The sequence below is a fragment of the Pseudobacteriovorax antillogorgiicola genome (genome assembly GCF_900177345.1).
In the GTDB taxonomy this organism is placed as follows: Bacteria; Bdellovibrionota_B; Oligoflexia; order Oligoflexales; family Oligoflexaceae; genus Pseudobacteriovorax; species Pseudobacteriovorax antillogorgiicola.
The window spans coordinates 140,566-167,247 of sequence record NZ_FWZT01000016.1; the positions used below are offsets into that span (position 1 = coordinate 140,566).

At 46.8% G+C, this 26,682-nt stretch carries 14 protein-coding genes; 8 read left to right on the forward strand and 6 right to left on the reverse strand.

Going from position 1 to position 26,682, the window contains the following annotated elements; all coding sequences use genetic code 11:
* Positions 1–285: 285 nt before the first annotated feature.
* Positions 286–2,874 (forward strand): HAMP domain-containing protein, encoded by a 2,589-nt coding sequence (locus B9N89_RS19925; protein ID WP_132321670.1) that lies wholly within the window; start codon positions 286–288, stop codon positions 2,872–2,874.
* A gap of 56 nt (positions 2,875–2,930) precedes the next feature.
* Here B9N89_RS19925 and B9N89_RS32305 read toward each other — a convergent pair whose 3' ends face one another.
* Positions 2,931–7,025 carry an isocitrate lyase/phosphoenolpyruvate mutase family protein gene (locus B9N89_RS32305; protein WP_412535450.1) on the reverse strand — a complete coding sequence of 1,365 codons (4,095 nt, stop codon included), beginning with the start codon at positions 7,023–7,025 and terminating at the stop codon, positions 2,931–2,933.
* Between the two features lie 395 nt (positions 7,026–7,420).
* Between B9N89_RS32305 and B9N89_RS19935 the strand changes: the two genes are divergently transcribed.
* Both B9N89_RS19935 and B9N89_RS19940 read left to right on the forward strand, forming a co-directional pair.
* Entirely contained in the window at positions 7,421–9,049 is a 1,629-nt protein-coding gene (locus B9N89_RS19935) for a choice-of-anchor I family protein (RefSeq protein WP_132321668.1), read from the forward strand.
* A 383-nt stretch (positions 9,050–9,432) separates the two neighbouring features.
* On the forward strand, positions 9,433–11,316 hold the full coding sequence (locus B9N89_RS19940; protein WP_234996134.1) for a 7TM diverse intracellular signaling domain-containing protein: 1,884 nt from the start codon (positions 9,433–9,435) through the stop codon (positions 11,314–11,316).
* 3 nt (positions 11,317–11,319) lie between these two features.
* Here B9N89_RS19940 and B9N89_RS19945 read toward each other — a convergent pair whose 3' ends face one another.
* On the reverse strand, positions 11,320–12,891 hold the full coding sequence (locus B9N89_RS19945) for an ArnT family glycosyltransferase (RefSeq protein ID WP_132321664.1): 1,572 nt from the start codon (positions 12,889–12,891) through the stop codon (positions 11,320–11,322).
* Positions 12,892–13,170: 279 nt separating this feature from the next.
* On the opposite strand from B9N89_RS19945, the gene B9N89_RS19950 reads away from it, so the two are divergent.
* The gene (locus tag B9N89_RS19950; RefSeq protein WP_132321662.1) at positions 13,171–14,265 is read left to right on the forward strand and encodes an endonuclease/exonuclease/phosphatase family protein; all 1,095 of its coding nucleotides are present in this window, start codon (positions 13,171–13,173) and stop codon (positions 14,263–14,265) included.
* Between the two features lie 10 nt (positions 14,266–14,275).
* Complete coding sequence (locus tag B9N89_RS19955) at positions 14,276–15,133, forward strand: phosphatase PAP2 family protein (protein WP_132321660.1); 858 nt, start codon at positions 14,276–14,278, stop codon at positions 15,131–15,133.
* Here B9N89_RS19955 and B9N89_RS19960 read toward each other — a convergent pair.
* Complete coding sequence (locus B9N89_RS19960; protein ID WP_132321658.1) at positions 15,095–16,534, reverse strand: NAD-dependent epimerase/dehydratase family protein; 1,440 nt, start codon at positions 16,532–16,534, stop codon at positions 15,095–15,097. The two genes, B9N89_RS19955 and B9N89_RS19960, sit on opposite strands and share 39 nt — an antisense overlap.
* Before the next feature lie 302 nt (positions 16,535–16,836).
* Between B9N89_RS19960 and B9N89_RS19965 the strand changes: the two genes are divergently transcribed.
* Positions 16,837–20,040 carry a helicase-related protein gene (locus B9N89_RS19965; RefSeq protein ID WP_132321656.1) on the forward strand — a complete coding sequence of 1,068 codons (3,204 nt, stop codon included), beginning with the start codon at positions 16,837–16,839 and terminating at the stop codon, positions 20,038–20,040.
* A gap of 134 nt (positions 20,041–20,174) precedes the next feature.
* On the opposite strand, the gene B9N89_RS19970 is transcribed toward B9N89_RS19965, so the two are convergent.
* Positions 20,175–20,921, reverse strand: coding sequence for a substrate-binding periplasmic protein (locus tag B9N89_RS19970; RefSeq protein ID WP_132321654.1), 747 nt, complete (start codon positions 20,919–20,921; stop codon positions 20,175–20,177).
* 79 nt (positions 20,922–21,000) lie between these two features.
* On the opposite strand from B9N89_RS19970, the gene B9N89_RS19975 reads away from it, so the two are divergent.
* Positions 21,001–22,506 carry a PP2C family protein-serine/threonine phosphatase gene (locus tag B9N89_RS19975; RefSeq protein WP_132321652.1) on the forward strand — a complete coding sequence of 502 codons (1,506 nt, stop codon included), beginning with the start codon at positions 21,001–21,003 and terminating at the stop codon, positions 22,504–22,506.
* Positions 22,507–22,517: 11 nt separating this feature from the next.
* Here the strand turns inward: B9N89_RS19975 and B9N89_RS19980 are convergent, their stop codons facing one another.
* Positions 22,518–23,141: a hypothetical protein gene (locus B9N89_RS19980; RefSeq protein WP_132321650.1), complete on the reverse strand. Its 624-nt coding sequence runs from the start codon at positions 23,139–23,141 to the stop codon at positions 22,518–22,520.
* 389 nt (positions 23,142–23,530) lie between these two features.
* Here B9N89_RS19980 and B9N89_RS19985 point away from each other — a divergent pair, with 389 nt between their 5' ends.
* Positions 23,531–24,433 (forward strand): hypothetical protein, encoded by a 903-nt coding sequence (locus tag B9N89_RS19985; RefSeq protein ID WP_132321648.1) that lies wholly within the window; start codon positions 23,531–23,533, stop codon positions 24,431–24,433.
* A gap of 7 nt (positions 24,434–24,440) precedes the next feature.
* On the opposite strand, the gene B9N89_RS19990 is transcribed toward B9N89_RS19985, so the two are convergent.
* Positions 24,441–26,357, reverse strand: a complete 1,917-nt coding sequence (locus B9N89_RS19990) for a 7TM diverse intracellular signaling domain-containing protein (protein WP_159455509.1) — start codon at positions 26,355–26,357, stop codon at positions 24,441–24,443.
* Between the last annotated feature and the right edge of the window lie 325 nt (positions 26,358–26,682).

Consider the following 26,682-nt stretch of genomic DNA (forward strand, 5'->3'; position numbering starts at 1 on the left):
CCCTCTATGCTTGTTTCGGGAACCTTATCGGCATGCTCTAGGTTTCATTGATATCAGCTAGGCAAAATGCGTATTCAAGGCTGGATACAGGCTCGGATTTAGCGCGTGCTGTGGTATAAGCTATTGAAAATTTGTGGAAAACATGATGGGTATCACCCTTACTGACGAATACAGTTTCTGTACGCGAAGCCTAAAACGAAAGGCAGATTGGATCTGATTTCTTTAACTTTTCCCATCTGCAGTCGATAGACCTAAGGCTGACAACTTTAGATAGGGGTCTCCGCCTTGAAGTCGATCCAAACCAAACTAATGGTGACTATCACCACATCGATCATGGTATCAGTTCTGATTCTATCAGTAATCAGTGCCGTTTATGGGGAAAGTTTGATTCGTGCCTTCCAGGGTCAAAGCAAGACCTTCTCAGGGGAAGTCATTCAAAACTTCAACAAAGCTGCTGATTACTCCCAATCGGAAATTGTGGCGATTTATGCCAAACAAGCCGAGGCCAAGGGACAGCAATTGATCTCCAAGGATAAGCTTTCGCTCACGACAACGTTTGTAGAAAATCAGATTCTCTTTATCAAAGATTACATCATCCAATCACAGTCTGTTGATCCAGATATTGTATTCGCCGGCTTTTACAGTATGGAAGGGGAGGATATCCAGCCTATCCAGATTTCTACTCCTAAACACCCAAAGGGTGTCGGCGATGGAGTTAGCTATGACGAAGACGAGCAAAGATGGAAACTAACAAAAGGTGATCAATCGATCTACGATCCTAATCTTATGGATTTGCTGGCAGAAAAGAAGCCGGTGGTTCGAAAACTTGAGGAATATCAATTTGAAAGTCCTAATGGCGAAACCCGAACAATTCAAGCCTATGATGTGATGACTCCTATTTTAGAGGGCAGCATCGACGAGATTGATGAGCGATTGGAAGAAGAAGAACCAGTCGGGTTTCTGCGTTACATCATCTCACTAGAAGCCCTTAACACCACTATCAAGAGAACCAAAGGTGAGATGGATGCTATCCTGGCACAACAGCTAGATAGTGCCAAGCAGTCCGAGGAAACTATGGCGAAGTTGAGCCGAAAATCACGGCGCAACTTATTTATCGTCCTGCTCGGCTCTGCCGTAGGTCTGTTTCTATTCGGAACAGTAACTGCAAAATTCTCAGCAAAGCGCTTTTCAACCCCGATTTTAGCTTTATCCAAGATGGCATCAGCAATAGCTAAGGGGAACTACAGCGAGAATAAAGATATCGATAAGGAGCGAAAAGACGAGTTGGGCACACTCGCCGTGGGCTTTGACCAAATGCGTGTTCAGATAAAAACGTTCACCGAGAATCTTCAGGAGTTAATCGATGAAAAGACTGAAGATATCATGTCGATTCTGCAAAATATTGAGCAGGGTATCTTCACTATCGATAAGGAAAGTAATATCCGTCCCGAGTACTCGACCTATCTTGAGTCTATTTTTAATCGGAAGGATCTTGCGGGGATTGAGTTTGAAGAGCTTCTCTTTAAGAATGCCGACCTTGATAGTGAGCAACTATCATGCAGTCGCAGTACCGTTCTAACATCTCTAGGTAATACGAAAATTGCCTTCAAACTTAATCGCAAACATCTCCCCAAAGAATACTCCATAGCGGTTGATGATGAAAAACGATTCTTGGAACTGGACTGGTGCCCTATATTAAAGCAAAAGAAAATCGAAAAGATCATGGTCACTGTTCGTGATGTTACAAAATTAAAGGAACTTGAAGCTGCGTCTCAAGAGAAGGCCCGGGATCTAGAGATGATCGATCAGTTAGTTCATCTTGAAGGAAGCAAGTTCAAGCAGGTCTATCAAAATACCATTTCCCTTCTCAATGAATGTATCGATGCACTCAAGAGTGATCCAGTTGGCAAGGAAGATATTGTATTTCGAAATATCCACACGGCGAAAGGATTACTTAGAACCTATGGTTTGAAGTTAATCAGCTCGGCTTTGCATGATATCGAAGAGGACTTCCCTCATAAGTCGGAAGCGGTAACTGAGCAGATGGAGCGAGACCGAGCACCAGATTTCATCTCACGACTGGAACATGCTATCGAGATTATGGAATCGTATCGCTACATCAACGATGACAAGCTAGGCCGTGCGAATCAAGCCAGTGCGGTGACTCAGGAATCCCTGGAAAAGATCCGCAGCCGCATTGCTAGTTTTCTGGACGACAGTGGCGCGTCGGATAAGCTTTTTCAAGAGATTCATATGCTTTTGGATCAGGATGCCAATCACAACCTAGGCAGCTTGCTCGAAGACTTGGTGGCCCAGGTGGGGCAAGATGCGGAGAAGCTAGGTAAGGAGATTCCAGCATTCTCAGCAAATGGTGACGCTGTTTTAATCTCTCCAGATAACTGGCAGAAGCTTTCCGGAATCTTTACCCATGTGATTCGAAACTCTCTCGACCACGGCCTAGAGCCTGCTAGTGAGCGCACGGCTGCTGGTAAAGAAGAGTATGGAACCATCTCATTGAAAAGTACGATTGACCCCAAGAATATTAAGTTGCTTTTCAAAGACGACGGTCGCGGCTTGAATCTGCCTAAGCTTAGAGAGTTAGGTTCGTTCGCTGACGATGCTAGCAATGAAGAAGTTGCTAACTTTATATTTAGACCCAGCGTCAGCACTGCCTCAGAAGTGACTGATATCAGCGGTCGTGGTGTGGGTATGGATGCGGTCAAGGCAGAGATTGAGAAAATGGGTGGCTCTATTGAGATTAAGCTAGGGAAGCCTTCTGATTCTGGCTTTGCTCCTTTTGAATTTGAAATTCGTTTACCATTGGAACTGCGTGCAGCTGAAGGAAGCTCGCAGGCCCTTGGGGCTGCGAGCTGATACTTTCAGTTTGCCTAGCTAGGTAGGGCTATAAAGGTCCAGGACTGAGCTGTAGGCTAGTCCTTCCGAATAAGCTTACTAATCTCAGTCAAATCATTGGACTGGTACTTTTTAGCAAGATCCTTATCAACATGGGCAACAATAATATCCCCCACTTCATTATGAACATCACTATAGATACCAAGATCTTTCATCCGATCAGCCTGCTTATGATTAAGGTCACTAGGGCTTACATAATGAACCGAATCTACGTTATAGCGATAGATAAGGAATAGGTGTGCTAAGAGCATAAGTCGCTTACGACGAATACTGGTATCTGTATTTTGATCGCGTACCGATAGGATCATCTTGTCTTTGCGATCTTTATAGCTCGCAAAGATCACATTAGCTAGGCTTTGCGCCGATTCGTTACGAATGGTCAACTCAAGCAACTCTGAACCAGCAATATGAGGCCGAAGCTCGGCCCTTACAGACGCTCCTATATCGTGGGTTTCGCCCCAAATTTTTAGCCAGGAGTCTAATACTTTAGGTTGTACTTCAGTCTGGATTAAGTGTTGAAACTGAGTTGAGCCTTTACCCATAGCTCGGGTGGTGGCGGTACGGCCTGAGGTAGCCATCAACACACCGTCCATGCGGTTGCCTCCAACCAGGGTTTGCGGAGTCTTGTACGGTGATTCCAATAGTCTCAGACGACGCTGGATGCGGGCGAGAGCTAGCATTCCGTCATTTTTCAGTGCCGTGGCAAACTCTTCACCGGCGACACCATCGATTTGGTGACCGCCATAGGTGATAAAGTTGAACACAAAACCTAGCTTACCAATCTCCTTGGGAAAGTCTCGCATCTCGTCTTCTGTCATGCCAGTGGTGTCCCAGTTGAATGAAGGCGAGAGATTATAGGCCAGCATTTTATCAGGGAATACGGCATGCATCGCGTCGGCGAAAATTTTTGCATCTGCGAGGTTAGCTGTTTTAGTTTCCATCCAAATGATATCGCAGTAAGGAGCAACAGCCAGTGACTTAGCAATGGCATAGTCGATGCCACCGCGAACCTGATAATAACCTTCGGTAGTTCGGGCAAGCTCTGAATCCCAGATCACATCCACGCCAATGTCCTTGGCTTTTTGTACCGCTTCTTCGTGAGTGGCATCCTTTGCAAAGTCGTTCCACTGCTCCACCGTCCATTCGTATTTGATACCACCGTTTGAGCCAGACTCTAGCTGATCAGCGACAGCCTGAGTGTAGATCTTTAGCCCGGCAGCAGCTTCCCATCGCTTATGAAATTCTCCAGAAATCACATCGAAGGATTCGCCAAAGTCTTCTTTGCCAGACTCTCTAAACTTGGCGATCTCTTGGTCGATCACCAGCAAGACTTCGTTCGCCTTTAGCCAGGTGTTTGCTTTTTCATAGGCGCTATTGCTTATGCTATAGAGCAGGAAGCCATTGATATCAGTGATCCCTTGGTCGTAGATTGCTTTTTGCATAGCCATAACAGAGGTTCGATAGCTGGGGACCTCGCGGTTGGTCGCACCTAAAATAAAAGGCTGATCCCGCTCGTCACTTGAGGAATCAAGTAGTGACGCAGCTTCTGCATCGGTTCTAGCTACGATGATTCCCGGTACCCCCATCAAGTCGAGCTGGAAGCGCGCGGAGTTACAGCGCTTGATCTGTTCCTCTGAAGTAACAAGGACCTTACCGCCTTGATGGCCACACTTTTTGAGGCCAGGTTTCTGATCTTCAATGTGGTAGCCGGGAACCCCAACTTCAACAAAGCGACGCACGAGGTTCCGGACATGGGCTTCGCCACCATGGCCAGTATCAGCATCAGCGATTATAAATGGCCGAAAGTCATGCTTTGGAATGCGTTCACGATCCTCATGACTCATCTTAGAGCGACTGTAGGTTTGGTTCTTATCCGCTGATAGGAGTGCTCTTACGAGTCCGGCGGCTTCATCGGGCACCTGGCTTAATGGATAGCTTGCTAAGTCAGGCCCAGGGTTTTCTGTTTTCGAACCTTTGGCTGATGTTGCCCAGCCACCGAGGTAGATTCCTTCGATTCCCATCCGTTTGATCGCAACTGCTTGACCAGGAGAATAAGGGCCAAAAGTTGTAATGGCCTCTCCTTTAGAGAACTTGCTTCGCAGTAATTCATAGAAACCTTCTGCTGCCATCTGAGCGATGGGAAAGCTTTCTACGATGCTGCCTTTTTGTTCCAAGACCTGCTTGGCTGTGTAAAGACGCTTGATTTCTGAAAAACGAGGGCCATTCATCCACGCTTTCAGTTCTTCGAGCTGACTGTTGTACTCATTAGGATCGTCAAGATCCACCAAGGTTTTGTCCTGTGCCCGGAAGTCTAGATTTTCAGTCATTCTTACCCCATTACGCTGAAATTCATTAATGAAAAGTTCAATTCGCTCGTTAGCTGTCATTAAGTTATGAATACCCAAGTTTAGATTTAAAAGGTCAATGTACCAAGGTAACTTTTTAGGTTCACGAACATATCGATCCACAATACTTCGAGCTATGGGTAGGGTGGTTGTTTTTGAGTCGTCATGAACATCTTTATCCTTAGCATCCAAAAGCTTTTGGTACTCTTGCTCCATGAGCTTTGAGAAGATTTCTTCATTGAAGACATCGCCCTTCTTCAGACTCAATGCGGAGTCTGCTTCAGTTAGCTTTGCCCCCTTGTGGAGCCATTCCCAAAGAATGCTCACCCGGATCTCGCCTGTCGCCATATCTTCCATCAAGTAGAGTACGGATGGATCATTAAAAAAGTCGGCAGGTTTCAATGCAGCCGCTTGAAAGCCTTGAGCAAACGCATTGCCATACTGGAGGGCAACGCTAATCAGGTTGCGTGCACCTCGGATGTCGGTGGTGGCGTCTTCTAGAAGGGTTAGGCCATCCTGATCTTCCTTGGTGTAGGTCAATGGGGGGAATGAGCGACCGCATTGGTTTTCTTCCCCTGCCTTCTCCCAGACCGGCCTTACGATGTGGACCATTTTCCAGTGAGCCACCCATTTGCCGCTAGCTCCAGCCTCACGCTCTCTTTCAGCACCTTTGACGGCTTTCTTCATGGAAGCTTCGACTCCCTCGGAAGATCCGACTGGAATGTTTGGCTCCATTCCCCCTTGCCAGAGTGCAAATTGACCCTCTAAGTCTGGGGTATTGACAGCGCGTCTGACCCTGTCTTCGTAATTGCGCATATAGCCATAAGTCATTCCAATTTCTTCGATATTGGGATTGATGAAGTTCGGGTCAAAGGCCATAGCATCAGCGACGCTATTGATGTAGTCCCAACGCCCTGTGTTAAAGCCTACAAAATGGGGAGACAGTGCCGCTCTGATTTCCATGAGCTGAAAGGTTGCTTCCAACTGCTCGACGAGAACGTAGGCCTTGATCGTGCCCACAGGAATTTCTAGATAGTCTTCAAGAGCGCAGAGCATGCGATTCCAGAAGCCAGCTTCCTCTGCGGTTTGAATCTTCGGTAGATACAAAACCACAGAACGGCCTTGCTCCATCAAGCTTCGGTAGTTGTTGCAGACATACAGTGTTAAGTCTGTAATAGAAGCCGATAGAGCCTGGCCAGCCTCAGTACGGATGTGCCGATCATCGAGGTGTAGGCCTCGGGCCCGATAAATTCGTGTCGTAAATTTCAGCTGCTTCTCAACATCATCGATAATATCTTTCGATAAAAATGATTGCGACCAGCGATTCATCTCGGTAGCAACTTGTTCCGAGATTGAAAGAAAGAGTGGATCGCTAGTGTTGGCGAGTTTTAGATTGCGTAGATTATCGAGAGACATGGTTTCGGTTTGACCAAGAGCGTCCTCGCCGTCAAACATCCAGCCATCTGCTCCCGAAAGAAGGGCATAGGAAACATTCCTAAGGCTTTTTGCCAAAGTTGCTCTAGGTTTTGTCGCTGGGCCGGTTCCTTGGATCCACTGCCGCTTCAGATCGTCAGGAATTGGCGAACCTACGAACTTTCCCTCCCGAGCGTCTCCTACGGTGATATTGGTATTCCCAATTTGGCTATTTTCATCCAAGAACGTTATGGCAAGCTTATCGCGAAATCGCTCAGCTCTTCGTACATAGCGTTTTTGCATGAGGAGATGCTGTTCTTGGTTAAATTGAGCCATGTATGAAAGAGCGCTCATGGCTTCGGGAGTATAGATATCGCGGTAATTCTCTTTTAAATGCTCCCGCACAACGAGACCCAGACTCCCTGAATGAGCTGCTCCATGTGACTTTGGAGAATATTTTTGATTCACCCGATTGCCCTCCGCATAATGAATTGTCGTCTCTAGAAAGATAGTTGAGTCAGTCTAATTCAAGTAAACGAGGCTGAATACGAGAAACTTCGAGAATCAAAGGCGTCAATGGCGCGAATGTCATGTTTGACAGTTGTCTAAGTTTTGAGGAAGCTTCATGAAAAATCGGAGTTCCCACCAACTGGAACTTTTTTCAATTATTCTTTAATCTTGCTTCACACTTTCTTTACATGGTCAATATAAATTGGCGTCCACTTATTTATAGCAAAGAGGTTACTGCGATGGTTCTGAATCGAAGGTCTTGGATCTCCCTTTTGAGTAGTATGACAATTTTCTCTGTGTCTGCTTGTTCGTCCTCTAGCGACGAGCGAGAGCCAGCCCCAGTGGAAGAACAGCAACAAAACCTAGTCAGTTCGAAGCCTTTCGGCGTCGAGCTGAAGCTTTTATCCCGTTACAAGACAGGGCTATTCGACGAAGGCGGCTCCGAGATTATTCAGTATCATACGCCTACGAATCGGGTTATTGCGGTGAACGCGGGAACCACGTCACTAGACATCATGACGTTAAGCAACAGCGGATCACTTGCTTTGGAAAAAAGTCTTAGCGTGTCGGACCTCAGTAAAGGGCAAGGGATCAAGCGCCCCCTAGGCGCTGCCAATAGTGTGGCTGTCGGCGGTGATCGTATCGCAGTGGCGGTGGAAGCTGCTGTTAAGCAAGATCCAGGCTACGTTTTTGTACTGAATGCAGTGAGTTTGAAGGTGGAGTCGGTCTACGAAGTGGGGGCCTTACCTGATATGGTGACCTTTAGCGGTTCGTTGATCCTTGTGGCAAATGAAGGCGAACCGAACGGAGACTTGACTGTTGACCCTGAAGGCTCTATTTCGATCATCGATCTGAGCCAAGGTTCGACGGGGAAGGTGGCTCACCTGGGATTTAAGGACTTCAATAAAGGAGCCAGCCGTCATCAAGAGCTAGATCTCGATAAAATGCGGATCTTTGGCCTTGGAGCAACTGTTGCCCAGGATCTTGAACCAGAGTACATCACCGTTAGTCATGACGGCAGCAAAGCATTTGTGAGTCTTCAGGAAAACAATGCTCTAGCAGTTGTTGATCTCAAGGCTAAGCGAATCGCAAAGATTGTAGGTTTGGGTTACAAAGATTATGGCATCGAGGCTAACAAGCTCGATATCAGCGATCGTGATGGCATCAAGCTTTCAGCCTATCCAGGCATTTACGGTATGTATCAGCCAGATGGCATTGCCAGCTATGCAGTCGAAGGTGAGACGTTTATCGTTACTGCCAACGAAGGAGATGCCAGAGATTATGAAGAAGCACGGCTTTCAGATCTTGACTTGGGGCCGAAGTTTGGCCAACTTCAGGATCTAAGGCTTACTGTAACGGCATCCCAAGGTGCGGATCGCTTGGGTGTGTACCAGAAGCTATATTCCTTTGGTGCACGTTCGTTCAGTATCTTTAAGGACGATGGTCAGCTAGTGTTTGACAGTGCATCGGATTTTGAATCCATTTTAGCCCAAGACTTTCCAAATCAGTTCAATCAGACCAATGATAAAAACCAAAGTGTTGACAATCGAAGCGATGATAAAGGGCCGGAGCCGGAGGGTGTTGCTCTGGGGACAATCGATGGACGAACTCTCGCATTTATCGGTTTGGAACGTGTGAGCGGTATCATGGTCTATGACATCACCGATCCAGCGAACAGTCGCTATCTTACTTACTTTAGCAGCCGTAATTTCGAAGCTCTCGATGCGAGCCAAGATGGTGCCGGAGATTTAGGTCCTGAGGGTTTGGTTTTTGTCAGTGCCGATCAAAATCCAACGGGGCGCAACCTGTTGATTGTTGGCCATGAAGTGAGCGGAACAACCACCGTTTACGAAGTTGCAAAGCAATAGGAACAAAGAAGCAGGGCGCTCCTGAGAGCGCCCCATTAAGAAATCCCTAATCAGTTCACAGAGGGAAAAGTTTCGTTTAAAAAAGCTCGTCCTCCAAACTGTCGTAAAATTTTCTTCGTCTAGTCTTAGCAATGGTCATTGAACGATGGCATTGACTAGGGGCTGTTGACGTTTGGGAACACAAACAATTGATATGCCCTGATGAACGCCATACGTTGTGGCTTGTCGTCGACAGGCCTAATCTATTTGCCCAATACTGTTAAAATTCACCCAATCAGTCAAAAACCAAAATGTTGCGTTCTAGGCCAGTAAAAATTGCCTGCTAGTCGAGTATCTAGTCTGCCGAGTGGTACATGAGGAAACTTACGTTCGTTAGGGTTTGTATGCTTCGGATTACCATCATCACGTTTGCACTTATACTAGGCACGCACTCCTGGGCTGGTGTGGTTGATGTTGCGGGCGATCAGTGGCAGGGGCGTTTTCTTGGAACTTATGGGCAATTTCTGGTAGCAGATGAAATGTCTATCCAAGATATTTTGCAGCCAGAAAATCAGGTGAAGTTTGTTGCCGGCTCCAGAGACTTTTTCCATTTTGCGAGCCTTGATCCCAAGATCCACGGTAGTAGCCGCCACATATGGGCTCGTTTTCAATTCGCTAACTCAGGAAATCACTCAAAAACTATTTACTTCGATGCTGATGGTTTTCGCTATAGACAGACGGATATGTTTGTAAACGGAGAGCTTCGAGGGACTCTTCGGCTAGGGGAATCTCACAATCATCGATCGATTCCACTTACGATTCCAGCTGATACACAGATAACTGTTCATTTCAAAATTCAGCCAAAGCTAGAGATCATCTTTGCACTTCGCTATTGGGATACCTTAAGTGAATATTTGGTAACGCGGCATCAACGAGACCTAGAGTTTTCGATTGTTCTTGCCATCATATTCATGAGCCTCTTCTTCAATATCATGCTGTTTCTCGCCTATTCCGATCGTACCAGCCTCTCTTATCTCTTTTATCTAGTAGGCTTTGCCTTCTGGGCAATATCTGTTTGGCGGGTTACCGACGGTCTCTGGGGGGAAAATGATGGAATCGGAGTGAGCGCAGGAGTGATGGCTCTATTCGCCACGCTCTACTCCATGTACTTCCTAAGCCTTAGCCGCTTTAAAATTATTTTTAGGCTGAGCCAATTAACTTGTATCATGACGGTGTTGGGCACCGTCTACACCATGTTTTATCCCCTCAAAGGATTTGATTTTCTACAAACCATCGTGCTGTTCTGCTCACCATTCCTGTTAGCATGTGGAGTCTTTGTCGCCATCAGAGATCGCACGGCTTATGCACTTATTTATTGTGTGGGCTACGGAACTATGATTGTCAGCGTTTTGCTTAATGTCCTATATAATTTCAACGTGCTAGATTATCCAGTCCTAAAACGAGCGATGCTCTACGGCACGAGCCTTGAAAACCTCTTTATGCTTGCCGCGATGGCCCAAAAAATTCTAGTGACTGAGCGGGAGCGGGAACATAGCTACCGGCAATTAGCAAAGGTTTTCTATCCACATCAGCTGGAACAGATGAAGCAAGGTGCAGTTCTTGAAAGCACCATGCCAGTTGGGATCGAGCAAGCTTGTGTGCTGGCCTTTGATGTCATCGGTAGCTCTCGTGCTGATTCAGAGTTTTTTGCTGAGAATTGGGAAGAATTTATGTCTCAGTGCCGGATAATGATGACGGACGACTATGATAGGAAAACACTGCGATCATCAGCCTATTTGATCAAAGAAATGGGCGATGTCTTTCTTTGCTCAGTGGGCTTTCCGTTTCGCGAGGTTGGTAACAATCAGTCTAGCAGCGCTTTAGACCTAGCTTTGAAATTCATGAGTCTATTCAATGAAATCATGAACAAAGACCCTTATCAGAGGCCTTTTAACTGCTCGATCGGAATTGCTAAGGGAAAGGTGAAGGGCTACTTCTCAAAAGCTGGGGCGATCCGTCACGACCTTTGGGGGCCAGCAGTGGTACTCGCCACAAGGTACGAGGCGATGAGAAAGCTGATATTTGACCGAGAAGGGGTGCCCCTCTCCAATATACTTACGATTCAGCAGGATGTTTATGAGGAGTTGCCTCCAGAGGAGCAGGCCCGATTCCGTGTGATTAACTTAGAAGACCGAAATTATCGGGTCCGCGATGATTCGAAGGCCAGATTTCTAGCGTTTCGCAATGACTTTGATACCAAGCATAAGCTCCTCGACTCCTCGGCCTAAGAGCTAGGATTTACCCTTACTTGCTTCCTTACCCAGTTGGGATAATCGATTGAATGGCTTGCGAATGGTTCCCCAGATGATAATGGATTCTCGGTCCTGGTGCATCGAGGGCAGAAAAACTTCCGTGTCGATTGTGTCAATATACTGAGAAAGCCATGGCTGGTTCGCATGGCGTTTGTCGCCGATAAAAACTATAGGGCAACCAACATCGGATGAAAGGTCATCCCGGAAGTCGTAGTAGCTGGGGCGATTTTGATCGAATACATGAATCGATGGCTGACCATCCATATAAAACGAAAGTTGGGCACCCCAGAACCAGCGGAAACTGCCAATCCGCGGCTGGTCCTTACAGTGTGCGGGAAGGTCGAGGTGGGAAAAGTGAGCCGGACTAAAGGCCTCTCGCTCTTTTAGGTCTTCGACTAGATAAGGCCAAAGGGTTAGTTCACCAAGTCCTTGAGGTTTACCACCCAGGCTCGTCAGCAAACTTTGTCGAAGGGAAGGAACCCCAACGGCAAGAGCCAGAATTCCTACCAACGCTGTGCTATAAATCACATTGCCCTTGAACCACCACGACTTCGCCGATGGATTGCCTAAAACGATCACCGGACTCAATAGCCACAAGCTTGGTAGAGGCCAGTGAGGTAGCACTTCTTTGAAAAAGCTCATGGCAATGACAAGGGCAAGCAAGGGTAAGGAGGCGGCACACAGGAGCTGAACCCCTTGGTTACCTATTCCAAGTCTTACGCCTTTGATCAGCCCCCACAGGACTAAGGGCGTGAGTAGGAGTAATTCAGCTGTTATGATTCTGAGTCCCCAGTCGAGATGGAAGCTAGGCTCTGCAAAGCCATGGCTGAGTTGGAATCGGAAGGATGCAAATTGATTGGCTATGTTCCAAAAGACCACGGGACTCACTGCGATGGCAAAGCCCACCAGGTAGGCACTTACCCGACTGAGTTTTCGACAGTCTTTGCAAGCAAGGAATAAGTATAGGCTGCCAGCACCACCGATAGCAATGCCGTGGTATTTGCTTAGAAACGAGAGACCCACCAGCAAGCCTAGAAGAAAGCCCTGGAAACTAGAAAGCTGACCGTGCTGCTCTTTTAAAATGTAAATCCCTAAGGCGAGAAATGCAGAAAGCCAAAGAAGTAGCCCAGCATCTGGCATCAGCATAAACCCACCAAGATTGATAATAGGGGCCAATTGGGTTGCCAGAAGAAAAACAAGCTTCTGATTTACGCTAAGAGCGTTTCTACTCAGTTTGCTAGCAATATAGATGAGGTTCAAGCTGAGGCCTAAGTGGGCGATGGGAATCCAAAACCGGCCTTCCAGGTAGCCAGAAAAGGGCCATACCCACTGGCCGAGTTTTGAAAGCCAGGCTACGAAGGGTGGATGATCGTAGTAGGAAAGCTGGAGCGCGCGGCCCCAATCCCAGTAGTAGGCCTCGTCATTGCCCAAAGGGATGCTTGCTGCCATCCCATAGCGGATGCCATACAGAGCAATGAATAGGTAGCCAAGCCATGATTGTTCGAAAAACTGCTTAAGTGCCGTGCGGTACGAGCTGACAAAGGAGGTCATATGGCCTTCACAAACTAAATTCCCGTTAAAAGTCTTAATCTCTGACGAGGCAGAAACTCACCATCTCACAAGGTGACCGATCCTAAATCATTCAGCGAGAAATTTCAGCCCGATCTTTCAAACCTACGCCTCGGAAAATTTAAATACCAATTATGAAACATACTGCAATCATTTATCGAAAATTTATTGGCGTACTCTATCAGCTTTGTAGCCTAGGCTAAGGTCTCGCCATTTAGCGATGGGAGGCCTTATGGGGACCACTGACGTTGTGAGGAAGCTATGGTCATTGTCGTTTCACCCTTGAAAACCATATACAAAATAATAGCTTATGGGATATCTTGGCTATTGCTTTCCCTCATTCTACTACGCTCAATGGCGGCGATCCCAGCAGCACTTGCCTGGGACCCCATAGCTGTAGCATCGTACCTACCCACGCATTTTGCTATCGGTCTGGCTATCCTAGCGTTTGCTCTCCTGGCATCGGTAGGCCATAGTAGGATGGGCTTGGTGGCTATTGCCATTGCTGGGCTAAGCTATGGTATCGACGGCGATCATCGCTTGTTTAGCCAAGCCATCAAGAGCGCTGAGCTTTACGCTGATGGTAAAAATCAAGACCGAAAGGTCCAAGCACTCGCTCTTAACGCCCAATGCTATACCAAGGGCGTTCAGGCTGTATTTGGCTTTATCGAAGACTTTCAGCCAGATGTCGTACTACTTTCCGAAAACTGTCTCACCCGAGAGCGTCAGGAGCATGGCGAGGATCTCGCTGCGGAGCATATTCCCAACTACTACTGGGGACATAGCGCATCTTCAACGACCGTGTTGACTCGCCACGAGTTGGTTTCCTATACGGATGTGCCGCTGCCATCCCCTGAAGTGTCTTTGACGCGGCATAACACCGATATGAACTTTTCTAACATGAGTAGGCGGCAATTCGGTCATGCTGTGGTGAGGATTCACGGTCAGAATATTCATGTGATTTCCTTGCGTTTGATCGCTGGCCGGGCACCAAGTCATCATCCGTGGGATAAGTTTCGGTGGGGATTGAAGCTTTTTCAGTTTCAGAAGCAGGAACTTGCCTTTGTCGAAGACTACTTAAGCCAGCTCGATGGCCCCATCATTCTTGGGGGAGATTTGAATGCAACCCCAGGCTCCTGGCCCTTGAAAGCCTTAGGTAAAAACCTCAAAGACAATCGTCTCGAAAATAGCTGGTTTGGCGGGTTTACCTTCCGGAATGACACGCTAGCAACCTTACGTCTCGATTTCCTGCTTTACAATGACCGATTGGATTCTTTAGACTCGGCGATCATTAGAGAAGTGGTGTCCGATCACTACCCAGTTCTAGGCACCTTTGGATTGAAAGAGTCTCACTAGGAATCGCGTATTGCAACATCAAAAGCTAGCGCTGACCAGGCTTCAAGAGCTAGTTCCACAGGCTGGCACCATAAAAATTCTCGTAGCGACTTGCTTTGTGTTGGCCGCTATAGGGCCTTGGGATCAACCATTGACTCATTGGCTAGCGGAGCATCGCGTGGCAAGCTTTGCCCAGTATTGGCATCAAAGCATCTTTGAAGGCGATCCTATTGGGGCCAGCGATTATCCGGTCTTCCTATACATCATTGCACTAGTGGTATTGATCTTGATCCTGCCTTGGAAGGCCAAGCATGATCGCCTTGCGCGGCTTTGGCTTTGGTCGAGTTTTATCCTCTATTCGGGACTGGTCACAGCTATTGGCTTTATCCATCCACTGAAACACTTATGGGGACGAGCTCGACCCTATCTGGTGGCGAAAGACGAAGCTCCATTTAGCCCTTGGTATCTGCCTGGTGCCTTTGATTGGATGAGTGATCGTTTTTCGGGAAGCCTCCCTAGCGGCCATACCTCGACCTTTCTGATTCTTATCACCTTATCCTACTGCATCTATCATCGTTTTTATCGGCAAAAGACCCGTTTGATCCTAGTATTAGCACTGCTGGCTTCAATCTCACTTAGTTTTGCGATGGGAGTCAGTCGATCTATGCAAATGCAGCATTGGGTTACGGATTGGATTCTCAGTGTTGGTGGAGGATGGGCGTTAATCCACTATCTTTTCTATCAAGTTTGGAAGATGGATCAACGCTTGACGCCGACGTCTCATGGGAAAACTCCAAGTCTTTCGGCAATGACATTGATCGCTATACCCATTCTTATGCTGGGCTGGTTTCTAAGCTTGCGTCTGTTGTGGTCTCTCCTGGGCCGCTAAGCGATCATGCTTTCTCGCAACGGGCAACTTCGCTTTAGCTGAAAAGAGGTGTTTGGTGAATTGTCTCATGACCAAGCCGTGAATGATCGCCTGGCTGAAGCGATAAACCATCCAGGGCAGAGCTGGGACATAGTCGTGGATCGCTGCCAGTATACTGTCTTCGTGAGGCAGTTGGCGGAACTCCAAGCGTCCTCGTTGCTTCTGCTTATGGGCTAAGATTCCCCCTTTGATATAAAACAAGCTTCGAGTTGGTTCGCTCCTTTCTGCGGAGTACTGGAGCTTGAGTAAATCGATTCGCGTATGGTTAATGTAGAAATAAGCACAGTTATCCTCGACGCGAACGGATATGATGTAGCGCATGGCCCGAGGCAGCCAATTTAAATACTCGTGAGCCACATCATCTGCCGTCCAGCCCTTGGGGAGGCTGAGGCGCTGGATAGAGCGAACCTGGCGCCCACTTTGCTTCCGAAACCACGAACGGAAGGCATGTGGGGGGCGGAATGATTCGATATCTTTACTAGCAAAAATTTTATCTAAGGCCTCGGCGAAGCTGACAAATCGGTGGCCTGGAATTTTAAGCCGGTGCTGATCGCGTACGAGCATAGGTTGTTTAAGACTTCCCACCAGAGGTCTCGTCAATTCCAAAGGCGCACCAGAAATCAGAGTTATCCATAGGCTCGAAAGAGTCGGTGAGAAAGTGTCGATATGCACGATTTTAGGCTCGCGAGCAACTTTCTTGCCAATCATCTTCATCATGGTTTCATAGGACAAGGGTGGCTCGCTGCCTAAGTCATAGGTGTGGCCGGAAGTTTCGCTTTGACTTAGGCAGTGCTCAATAGCAAGGACCACATCATCCACATAAACCGGTTGGGATAAGGTCTCTGTCCATGATGGGAGAAGCATCAATGGTAACTTCTTTGATAGGCGATACATCATGGAGAACGACGAACCCCGAGATCCTGCGATAATTCCTGCCCGAAGAATTGTGACGTCAGGGTAATAGGTGCGTAGCAGAGATTCCACTTCGAGCCGGCTTTCCAGGTGTGTCGAACGCTTGCCATCTGGAATGAGTCCCGACAAGTAAATCACCCTCTTGACACCACAGGTACGGGCTGCCCTAGCAAAGTTGTCGGCTAGGGAAATATCGAAGTCTTGAAAGTTTCCCTGGTTGAGGCCGGCCGATGCTAGCATCGAATGAACCAGATAGATCGCAACGTCGCAGCCGGAGAGACTTTTTTCCAGATCTCGCAGGTTATGAAGATCGCAGGGAGCCCAGTCGTACTCACCGTCGTCGAGGCGCGGCCGACTCCGCGACAGAGCTTGGCACTGATAGGTGCCAGTCAAGGCTTTGAGTAAGCTTACGCCAATGAATCCACTTGCCCCAACAATCGCAACTCGCATGTATCCTCCTCATTTATCAAGACCCTAAGGTATTCTACGATCCGAGCAACTGCAAATAAGACGCATCAAGTATAGGCGGCTGGGAGTGGCCAGGATAGTCGGGAAAATTGCCATTTTCTCCCCCAGAGCTATCGTTCTTTTCTAGCACCATCCGGGCTTTATAGGCTTGTTCTAGCTGTTGAGAGCCTGAGTGGCCGCTAATTTTGCTTTGTCAATGAAAAGAATATGCTGTAATTCTAAAGGTGTAGAAGTTTGTGGTGATTTTACTGAGGCCGATGTGATAGCTATGACGGTCTAACAGTTTGGCAGATGCCTTTTGGAACGATGATGAGGAGCTACGCTTGATTCCATACCCCTACCTAGCTGAGTATGCATTTCGAAAACCCTACAGCCAAATTCCCGAGCTAAGCACAGCTTTCGATTATGGTGTGACACTTTCAGATCTTGGGCTATCTGCGGTGGCAGCGGGGCAGGCAGGCTATGTTCTCGTGATACCTCCCATATCTAAGAAGCGAGCTGGCATTTGGGTGAAGAAACCTAATCTTCATTATTTTGAAGCGGCTGAGCGAGTGATTCAGGAGATGGTTGAAGAGTCGGAGCGAGTTCGCGACGAACTAGTCCACGGCCGTCTCGACGAAGCACTTGATTCTATCGTTGCGGAGGCCAAACGTTACCTCGACGAGCAATACGATCCCAGCGGCCACATCGAAGGTATGGGCCAGGTGCAGGTGCGATTTGAACGCCTTCTCAAAGATCTGGCAGCTCTTAAAGAGCGCTTAGCCAAGCATTCATTGTTTGCCCCGGTCTCCGGTATAAATGAAACGATTGAATCCTACGAAAGTAGCCTTCGAGAGGCCCAAGAGCCCATGACCAAGGCTTTAGCTGATGAGCTGCAATCGCTTACCCAAGCTTATGATCACCTCAACCGCTTGCTTCAGGATGCAGTTCACGATCCAGACTTTCGTGATTCGTTTGTCACTTGGACTAAAGAAGAAAAAGTCAAGCTCACCGTTAAGAATGCTGTTGCCAAGGCAGGTGAGTACCTGGTCACTATATTATCAAACCAAGGGACGCTTCACTTAGAACATCCTCTGTATAATCGCTACCAAGCGGCATTGACCAAGATAGAATCAAGTCTTGCACTCGACCCTTGGTTAGAAACGATGGAGCGTCTTATGCTCCAGGTGGGGAGTAGCTTCGAGCAAGCGTTCAAGATGAAGGTCCATACAGTAAAGAATAGTCAAGAAGCTAACATTCTCCCAGCTGCTCCACGCATTGTGTTTGAGCTCGATCGATCGCTGGACTTGGAGCCTCTATATCGCCACCAAGTTGCGGCCTATGATGAGCTGTCGAAACACTCTGATGTCGAGGTGGACACCCACTTTGAAGTACACTCGCGGCATCCCTGGGAGCTACAAGTTGACTATCGATTCCAGTTTAAGGATCTAGTTGAGGGCTATCGCTGCCAGCTCAAAATTGAAAGCTTTTGGAAAGAAACCTATAAAGGTGTTTTGAGCCACAAAAGGTCAAGGCAGCTGTTGCTGGGGATGGAGCCAGAAGTTGCTCAAGACTTGGCCAAATTTTCACTATTGCAAGGTTTTCTCAATCAAAACAAGCTACCAAACTCCGATGGGCTTCTTAAGAAGCGTGATAAGTATCTCGATACCTGTAAGTTCTTCATTGAGCAAAACATGGAGAAAGATGGTTTTCATACCTTTGCAGAGCGGCATAACTCCTTTGCCTGTGGCAGCTTAAAACAAGCCAAAAACTTCAAGGCCATTCTGGAGAAACGCTTTGCTGACTTTAGTCTCGCTCGCCTTGCAACCAGCCACGCGGATATATTTAAGGGTCATCAGGACCGTCGCGTACGGCAAATACTCTTTTACGCTGGCCCCACAAATAGTGGCAAAAGCTATATGGCCTTTGAAGAGCTTGCCAAATATGAGACCGGCGTCTATCTCGGTCCGCTGAGACTGCTGGCCCTTGAGGGGGTTGAAGAATTACAAAAGCGCGGTAAGAAAGTATCCCTCATCACTGGTGAGGAGCGAGATATCGTTCCCGGCGCAACTCACATTAGCCAGACCATCGAAACCTTTGATCGTGAGCAGCAGTATGACTGTGCGATCATTGACGAGATTCAGATGATCTCCGATAAGGGGCGCGGTGGTGCGTTTATGGAAGCTCTCCTTAATATCAATGCCGACAAGGTCGTGCTCACAGGCTCAGACAACGCTGTAGAGATTGTTCAGGAAATCTGCAGCCTCACGGGGGACCTTTTCAAGGTTAAACGCTTGGAACGGAAGAATCCACTGAGCTGGATTGGCCGCTACTCCTTGGGTAAAGGCACGAAAGACGATCTTAAAGGTACTGCGATCGTTGCATTTACTAAGAAGTCGATTCATATGATCCGTAACCGTCTATTGAATGAGGGGTATACGGTTTCTGTGATCTACGGTGCCCTATCACCAGATGTGCGGCGATCCGAGGCTGAACGTTTCCGTTCCGGCGAAACTGATATACTGGTGGCTACCGATGCCATCGGCATGGGTTTGAACCTACCGATTAAGAGGGTTCTATTCTCTCAAAGTGATAAGTTTGACGGTGAATCCATCAGAGACCTTGAAGGTACTGAAGTAATCCAAATTGGGGGTCGAGCTGGTCGTTACGGGATGTTCCAGGAGGCCGGTGAAGTTGGTGTTGTGCCTGGACTTACGAAGTTCCAGGTTGATGAATCTGTGATTCGCGATGGCTTCTATAAGAAGTTAGGTAAGATCGATCGTGTCTATGTGTCGATTACCTACCGTCAGCTTTGGGATTCCTATCAGACTCTGAATCATGAACTTTCGTCGATCATTCAAACGCTAGCGGCTAAAAATAAGTACACGTGGCAGAAGGCTCGCCAAGCTCATATGGTCGATTCTGAGCGTTTTAATAAAGCTCAAATCCTAGAACAGGCTGCCAGTCGTGTCGCGAAGGAACTCGGCATCGATAAATCAGGGACCAAGGCCTTGCGGGCCATGAATGTTCCTTTCCCCATGATCTTTCGCTTACTGAATACGCCGTTTGACTCGGATCAGTATGAGGAAGTCCTTTACGAGTCATTCGAAAATGTCCTTCGGGTTGTCAGCCAGGAGAAGCCAAGAAAGCAGTGGGTGGACATCGACACGGCACCTATCAAGGGCTCGGTGGCTCTTGAACGAGCCGAAAACAATGTCAAGGCTCTCACACTACATTACTACTTTGCTTCGTTCTTTGAGTCTTTCGAAGAAAGCCCCTATGAACTCACTCCAGACGAGATCCTTCTATTGCGAAAAGAAGTTGGAATTCAAATTTCTAACTACCTTGCAAAAAATGAAACTCTCGATGGTATTGCTGGGCCGCGGCGGCGGCCCCAACGATCTGGAAACAGAGATGAAGGTGGTCGTTCACAGCAAGGTCAGCGACCTCGGGAGCGATCGAAGTCAGGGTCGCAGGGTCGCCGTCCTCGACGCCGTGGCCGGGGATAGAGTCCTAGGCACTAGTGCTTAGTCACATTGAATCCTCAGCGTTGTTGTCTTCGTCTCTCAATCGTCGCTGTACGGGAGTACTATCTCCTCAATCATTCCTCGACGCCTAGCTGAGAATCCAATGTGACTAAGCACTAGTGGGGGTATTCCACGCCCCACTTCTCAAAAAGTGGCTTGAGCTTGCCATTTTTAACAAACTTGGCAATCTGCTGGTCGTAAACACTAGCCAAGTTCTTGCCTCGTTCTGTGTCTTGAAATGCAATGTATAGATTTAGAGTTATCGCGAGCTGAGTCTTAAACTCATCCTTCTTCACCATTTTCTTTTCAATTTGCTTTTGAAGCTCGTTATTGAGATCTTCTTTAGGATCGAGAAAAATGTCAATCCTGCCTCGCTTCAGCATCTGAAACGCCTGGCTTCGGTTTTTAAGCTGTTTAATGGTAAAATCCTTAATTTCTAAGTAAGCATCATACTCATAGCCTCGTATCCAAGCTACAACCTTATTCGATAAGCTTGGTTGCCCCTGCCAATTCTTAAAATCTCCGCTGCGAAAGAGGGCGAGAACCTTGTCGTGGTCAAAATGCAGTTTTGGAAAGATCGCTTGATCGAATTCGTCTTTGTAGGCACCTATTAAGCCATCCACTTTTTTGTGTTGGACCAGATGCTGGCCGCGAGCGTAGGGTTGAATTTTTTTTTCTATCTGGAACCCTGCATCTAAAAAAATCTTCTCAAAAACTTCCCAATAAAGACCTTTTCCATCTGTTTGCGTGATGTCTTCCAGATCCTCACCAACCAAGCTGATGGGCCCCTGCTCTTTAGCGTAAACGTTTTTCTGAGGGGTTGAAAGAATGCAAAAAATTGCAATAATGATGGCAGCTTGCATAAGTTTCCCTCCGGGCTTGAATTTGGATTGCGACAACCGATAACAGGTATAGACATAGTACCCTGAGTAAAGCCAAAAGATGAAACAATTTAGCAACTATCGCTTAGGCAAACGCCTCTTGATCTGGATCCTGGCTGTGAGTTCGGTAACGACAACGGCTTTTACTGCAATTGCTTTTTGGCTCGACTATGTCTCCGAAATGAGTGTTCTTGATCAAACCCTCCACGGCATTCAAACATCTACCATTCCAAGCCTTGAAGAGTCGCTCTACAACCTGGATCAGGAGATGGTGCAGACTATCGGCAAGGGAGTTTTAGGAATTTCAGCCATTCAAGAGATCACAATTACTCATAGTACTGGCGAAGTGGCTTTCGCAGAAGGAAAGGAAAATCCATCTGATAGATTTTTTGCTCAGTTTCGCGTTCAGAATGAATTTCCCCTCTATTTTGGAGAACCAAAGGAAAAAATCGGCCTTGCAACAGTGGTAGTTTCTAAGGGAGCTATCTACAAGCGCTTGATCGATAAAGCACTTGTTTTTTTTCTGACACAAGGCCTTAAGACGATCATTGTATCAACGTTAATACTTATCATATTCTACCTGCTGGTTACCAGGCATCTTAATCGCATTTCTGATTACATCCAGTCTTACAGTCGCGATAGAGATTCATCATCGCCACCTTTAAGCCTGGAGCGATCAGAGAAATATCAAGACGAACTCAGCCTTCTGGTGAGTGAGTTGAATCACTCGAACAAAATCTCTCAAGAACTTGAATCTATCAAGCTAGAGAACCTTAGGCTCGAAATTCAGAAAGTGAAAATGCAGTCCAGCTTTGATGCTGCAAAAGTAATCCAGCAAGCAACATTTGAGCGACCACCTCCTTTGGAATATGTAAAGATCAATTCGCTTTACCTGCCAGCAGAAAATGTAGGTGGTGATTGGTACAGCTACTTCTATGACGAGAAAAATCGCAACTTTTTCACTTTCATTGGTGATGTCACAGGACACGGGCTGCCGTCGGCGATGATTACTGCTGTTGTTGCGGGAGCAATCAAGCTAGCGATGAACTATCTAAGCCGCTTGCAGAGTCTTACCTGTAAAGATGTCCTTGAACTTTTGGCTCAGGAGCTAAATCGTGTGGTTTACTACTATAGCCAAGTTACCTCGCGATATATGACTATGGCCTTCGTTGGCTTCAATATCGAAACTGGAGAAGGATATTATTTGAATGCTGGTCATCGGCCGGTGCTAGTTCATGATCACGACATGGTTCATAGTCTTTTAATTCCTGGAGATCCCCTTGGCCGTGTTCCCAATGGCACCTTCGGCCAGCGAGAGTTTCGCCTTAGTCCTGGAGACTACCTTTTTCTGTTTACCGATGGGCTGATTGAGAATCATATCAACACCAATCTAGCCATCAAATCGCGATTTATCAGGAGAATCCTCACTAATCCTGACTTTGATCAAACATCTGAAACGTTCTGTAAGCTAGTCACAGAGCGTTTTGGTAGTTCAAATATTGACGATGATATTTGCCTGCTATTCATCCAATGGGTAAAGGAACTTCCTAGTCAAAAAGCGGCATAGATAGGTAGGTATTAGCTTGCCGCACGGTGATTGTCATCGTCTCGTGATTCTTGGTGGACAATGATAGTTTGAGGGTTTGGAGTGCTTTGTTGCTGATCTTCCCGGCTTGACCCTAAAGCTGATTGAACCTTTTCCCAGAGCCAACCAAATGAAGCTGCAGAAATGATTAGGGGAGGGTAGTCTTTGGAACTGACAGCCTCACCATTGGCAGTAAGCACCATTGAGAACAGCGCCCAGGCTAATATTCCACCGATGAGTCCCCCACAAACGGGGCGGATCACGTAGTATAAGAACCAGCGCGCCTCGAACTTTGACTTCAGATCTTGATTGAGAGCTTCAAACATAGCCTTGGTGGAGGCTGTGAGGCCTGACACAAACGTGGCTACTAAAAACAGTTTGTAATTTTCCCAATCGAGAACAGACTGAATCAGGACTGTCAGGTAGAAGGCACATATTAGAAAGATGGTTACATTTAAGACGCCAGCTACAAGATAGACTTGTCGAGCATCATTCTTATCCTTCGATCGCAGCCAAAAACCTAGGGAGAAAACTAGGGTAGCTAGAAATGTAGATACTAACATAAAGTATGGAATCGAGATGATTATAAAATTACGGAGATTTTCGAAATTAGACATAAAGAACTCGCGGGATTCAAGCGTTTCATTAAGGCTTGTCGGCTAAGTTTGGAATCTATATGAGATGACATGTTGTCAGATATTACCTAGTGATCCTTGAAAACTACAGACCATAGGTCTGGTAGACCCTAGCATACAACTCTAAACTAAGCCTGGTCACTTAGGATCGGCTCCCCTTAATAGAGTTCTTACTTGAAGCTCGAAAGGTTTGCTTGTTTCCGAAAATGTGACTGTGTTCTATGGTTTAAGTATCTGAAAATATATGAAAAATAGTCTTTAATCAAAATAACTTGACTCTTGGAAGGGCGCGTCCGAAGAGAGATTACAGATCAATAGTTTTACACTTAGCATAGCATGATCGTAGCCTGAACAACCAAACGGGAGCTATTGTGATTGGATTTTACAGACTCATTCTGGTGATTTCACTTTTCCTGAATCAAGGATGTGAAAACACTGAGAGTTTCTCAGGAGCAGCCTCTTCTCAGCCCGACGCTTTATTAGAGACACCCGAAGCCATGGCAGAAGACGAGGATTTAGTGGTATCAGAGCCTGTGATGATTGCCGGCTCATTTCTCGTTTGTAGAGTGGATCAACGATATGCAGCGAATCCCGAGCTGGGCGATGAGATAGCTCAAGCCGATGTTTCCTGTGGTGCGAGAGATCAAAATCAAGGCCCGATTGCCATTCAAGAAGGTACACTGGCTAGCTTCGACGTATGGTTTAACGATGAGCTTTTCTATAGTTTGACTGATATCCAATCGAGTAGCGAACTTGAGTGGCCGTTCAAATTTTCGTTTCCGACTCCATTTTCGGGTCATTATAGAGTTGTCGCAAAGATCGACGGCTTTGCGGACGACCAGATCCCTATGGACCTGGAAATTATAAAACCGGTTTTAGCATCAAGCACAGTTTTTCTAAAAAATGCGAAAATGGGAGATGGCCTATCGATAGGGTCAAATCCACTGCGATGTATCGATCTCATGAATCTAGTCGCTGGACCATCGAAGCCAAGTGTAAGTAAAAACTTTTTTGTCGCAGAAGGGCAGACTTTGACGGTTCTGACTTCAGAAATTTGTGGGGTTACAGCTGCGAGCTATGTGGAACTTCTCGATGGGAGTGGGGAACGAATTGCTCTTCAAAACCTTACCGATGGTGATGTCTCCTATGATTTTGGTGCCCTCTCTGAAGGAGAGTACACGGTTCAAATGATAAGTGCACCGGTGACAGGGGTAAATGACATCGATGACTTCTATCTAGGCTCGGTGAGCATCAACCTGTCAGCGATCGAGTAGGTTAGTCTCATGCCGCTTGGTTGGTATTGCGATCCATCTGGAAGATGATATAAGTACTGTCATCTTCCAGATGGATATCCTGCCAATGGTCCTGGAGATCAATTTCAATGCGATCACGTAGCTGATAGGGACTGCTACTGTCTTCCGTATGCTTTTGAATATCCTTGAATGTATAAAGTCGCCGTGAATGGCCAACATTTTCAATCAATCCATCCGTGATCATGATAATCATATCCTTATCTTGCAGCTGAATATCACTCACAGAGAATTGTGGTTCCTCTAATAGGCCAACCATGCTACCTCGATTCACCAGGCATAAGCTGGAATCCCCTTTTTTCCATACAAATGGAGTGTGGCCACCGTTACAGTAGTGGCCCAGGCCAGTCTCTAGATCAATAGCCAGAATACAAACGGTCATGGACCGATCGTACTTCTTACAAATATCTAAGATTGTCTGATTGAGAGTCTCCATGATTCTCAGAACTCGTTGATCGAGAGGGACTCCTTGAAGATTGAGGCTTTGCTCACCAATGGCCCCCCGAATGATGCCAGAGGCGACCACAGACAGCATTGCGGATTCGATTCCATGACCTGTGACATCACCAATGATGATAAAAGCTTCATTCTGCTCGGTAATCTTGATTCCCAGAAAATCTCCGCCAATGGAGTCTGCCGTTCGCGAGCAATAGGCATATTGGAAATTTTTCCTACCATTCTCATCAAGGCGTTCTTCAAGAAACTGGGAATGACGAAGCATCCCTTCCACTTGCTCTTGATGATGAAGGGAGCGGCTTAATCGACCTTGCAAAAAGTTAATCCGATTGGCTAAGGCTAGGGACAGTATCACAATTTCTAAAGAGCCTCCCACAAACTGACCCCAGTATGTCCAGGAGTTGCTTGGAATTAAGCCGCCTAGATTGACTACAGTGGCGGTTGATCCTACTAGATAGGCACCCCAAGCGATGGTGAAATACTTAGCTGTGGGGTGGCCTTTACTCAAACAGTAAAATCCCTGAAATAGGAGTAAGCTAATTGTAATCGTTGCGTCTAGAATACAAATCACTGCGCCGAGATACAAATTAAATTGAGTGATCACCATATTGATGACAGCCCAAATCATCATACACTTATTCAGACGATGGAATTTAGGCATGTAGGTTTTGATATCTAGGAACCTGTCTGAAAAAAGAAGTGCGGTAATCACAACAGCATCTACAGATATTATCGCCATTTGGCCTGGAACTTCGCTGATGCCTAACAAGCTATACAAGACAAGGTGAGCCACACATAGACTGAAGCCTTGATAGGAAACATTGGCCATCACGTAGAGAAAATAGTGGATATAGGTACGGTCTTGAAAGCTTCGATACAAAAATAGGTTATAAAAAGCGACAACGATATGAAAGCCAAACAAAAGGCCAATAAACAGAGATTCAACGACATTGTAGTCTCGATAAGATTCGGGCTCGTAAAGTCTAAGATCAAGTTGCAAGGCGCCTTGGGCAGATACCCGAATCATGAATCGATTGTCACCAGGGTGTAAACGGATCGGAAACGCGCTGGTTCTGGTTTTTATGGGACGCTCTCTAAATCTGGTTTGATCGCCGATAGAAGTTTCCAACCACCGATTCTGTGAAACCCATTGGAAGACGGTGGTTTTGTCGGTCCAATGAAAAAAGTTGACCAGTGTAACGTTTACATTTTCTTCTTTAGGGTTATGGATGATGAAGTGGGCCCATTGAACAGCTGGATTTACTCCATAGTTTGGAATACTTGCCTCGCTAGCCGTAAATCGTTGAGCTTCATAAGCCTGTAAGGCATCCTCGACCGACCAACCGGCGGTGGGAGGCTCCTCGGCAAGATCCAAGTATAACCCCAGCGAGCTGGGGAGGGGGGCCTCACCTAAGACAAAAGCTTTCGCCATCGCTCTTGTTTCGATGAAAGCCATCGATGCCACAGAAATGGAAATCAGCAAAAACTGATGAATGAACATCGAATCAACCAAGTATCATGAAAGTTTTGAATTTTAGATCGGCCCCTAGTCGTATCGACCTCTTAGGGGATACTTTGAGTTTTTGATAAGGCAGATCGCCAGCTCGGGAACCTTCGCCGATCCTTCCCCCGTCTAAGCACGATACAGTTTGAAAACGTATCGAAAATGGTGAGGCCAATCACTACCGTTGAATGGAGTCTGAATATCTTGCAAGTATCTAATATATTTATGATCATAATAAAATGTTTCAGCTTTT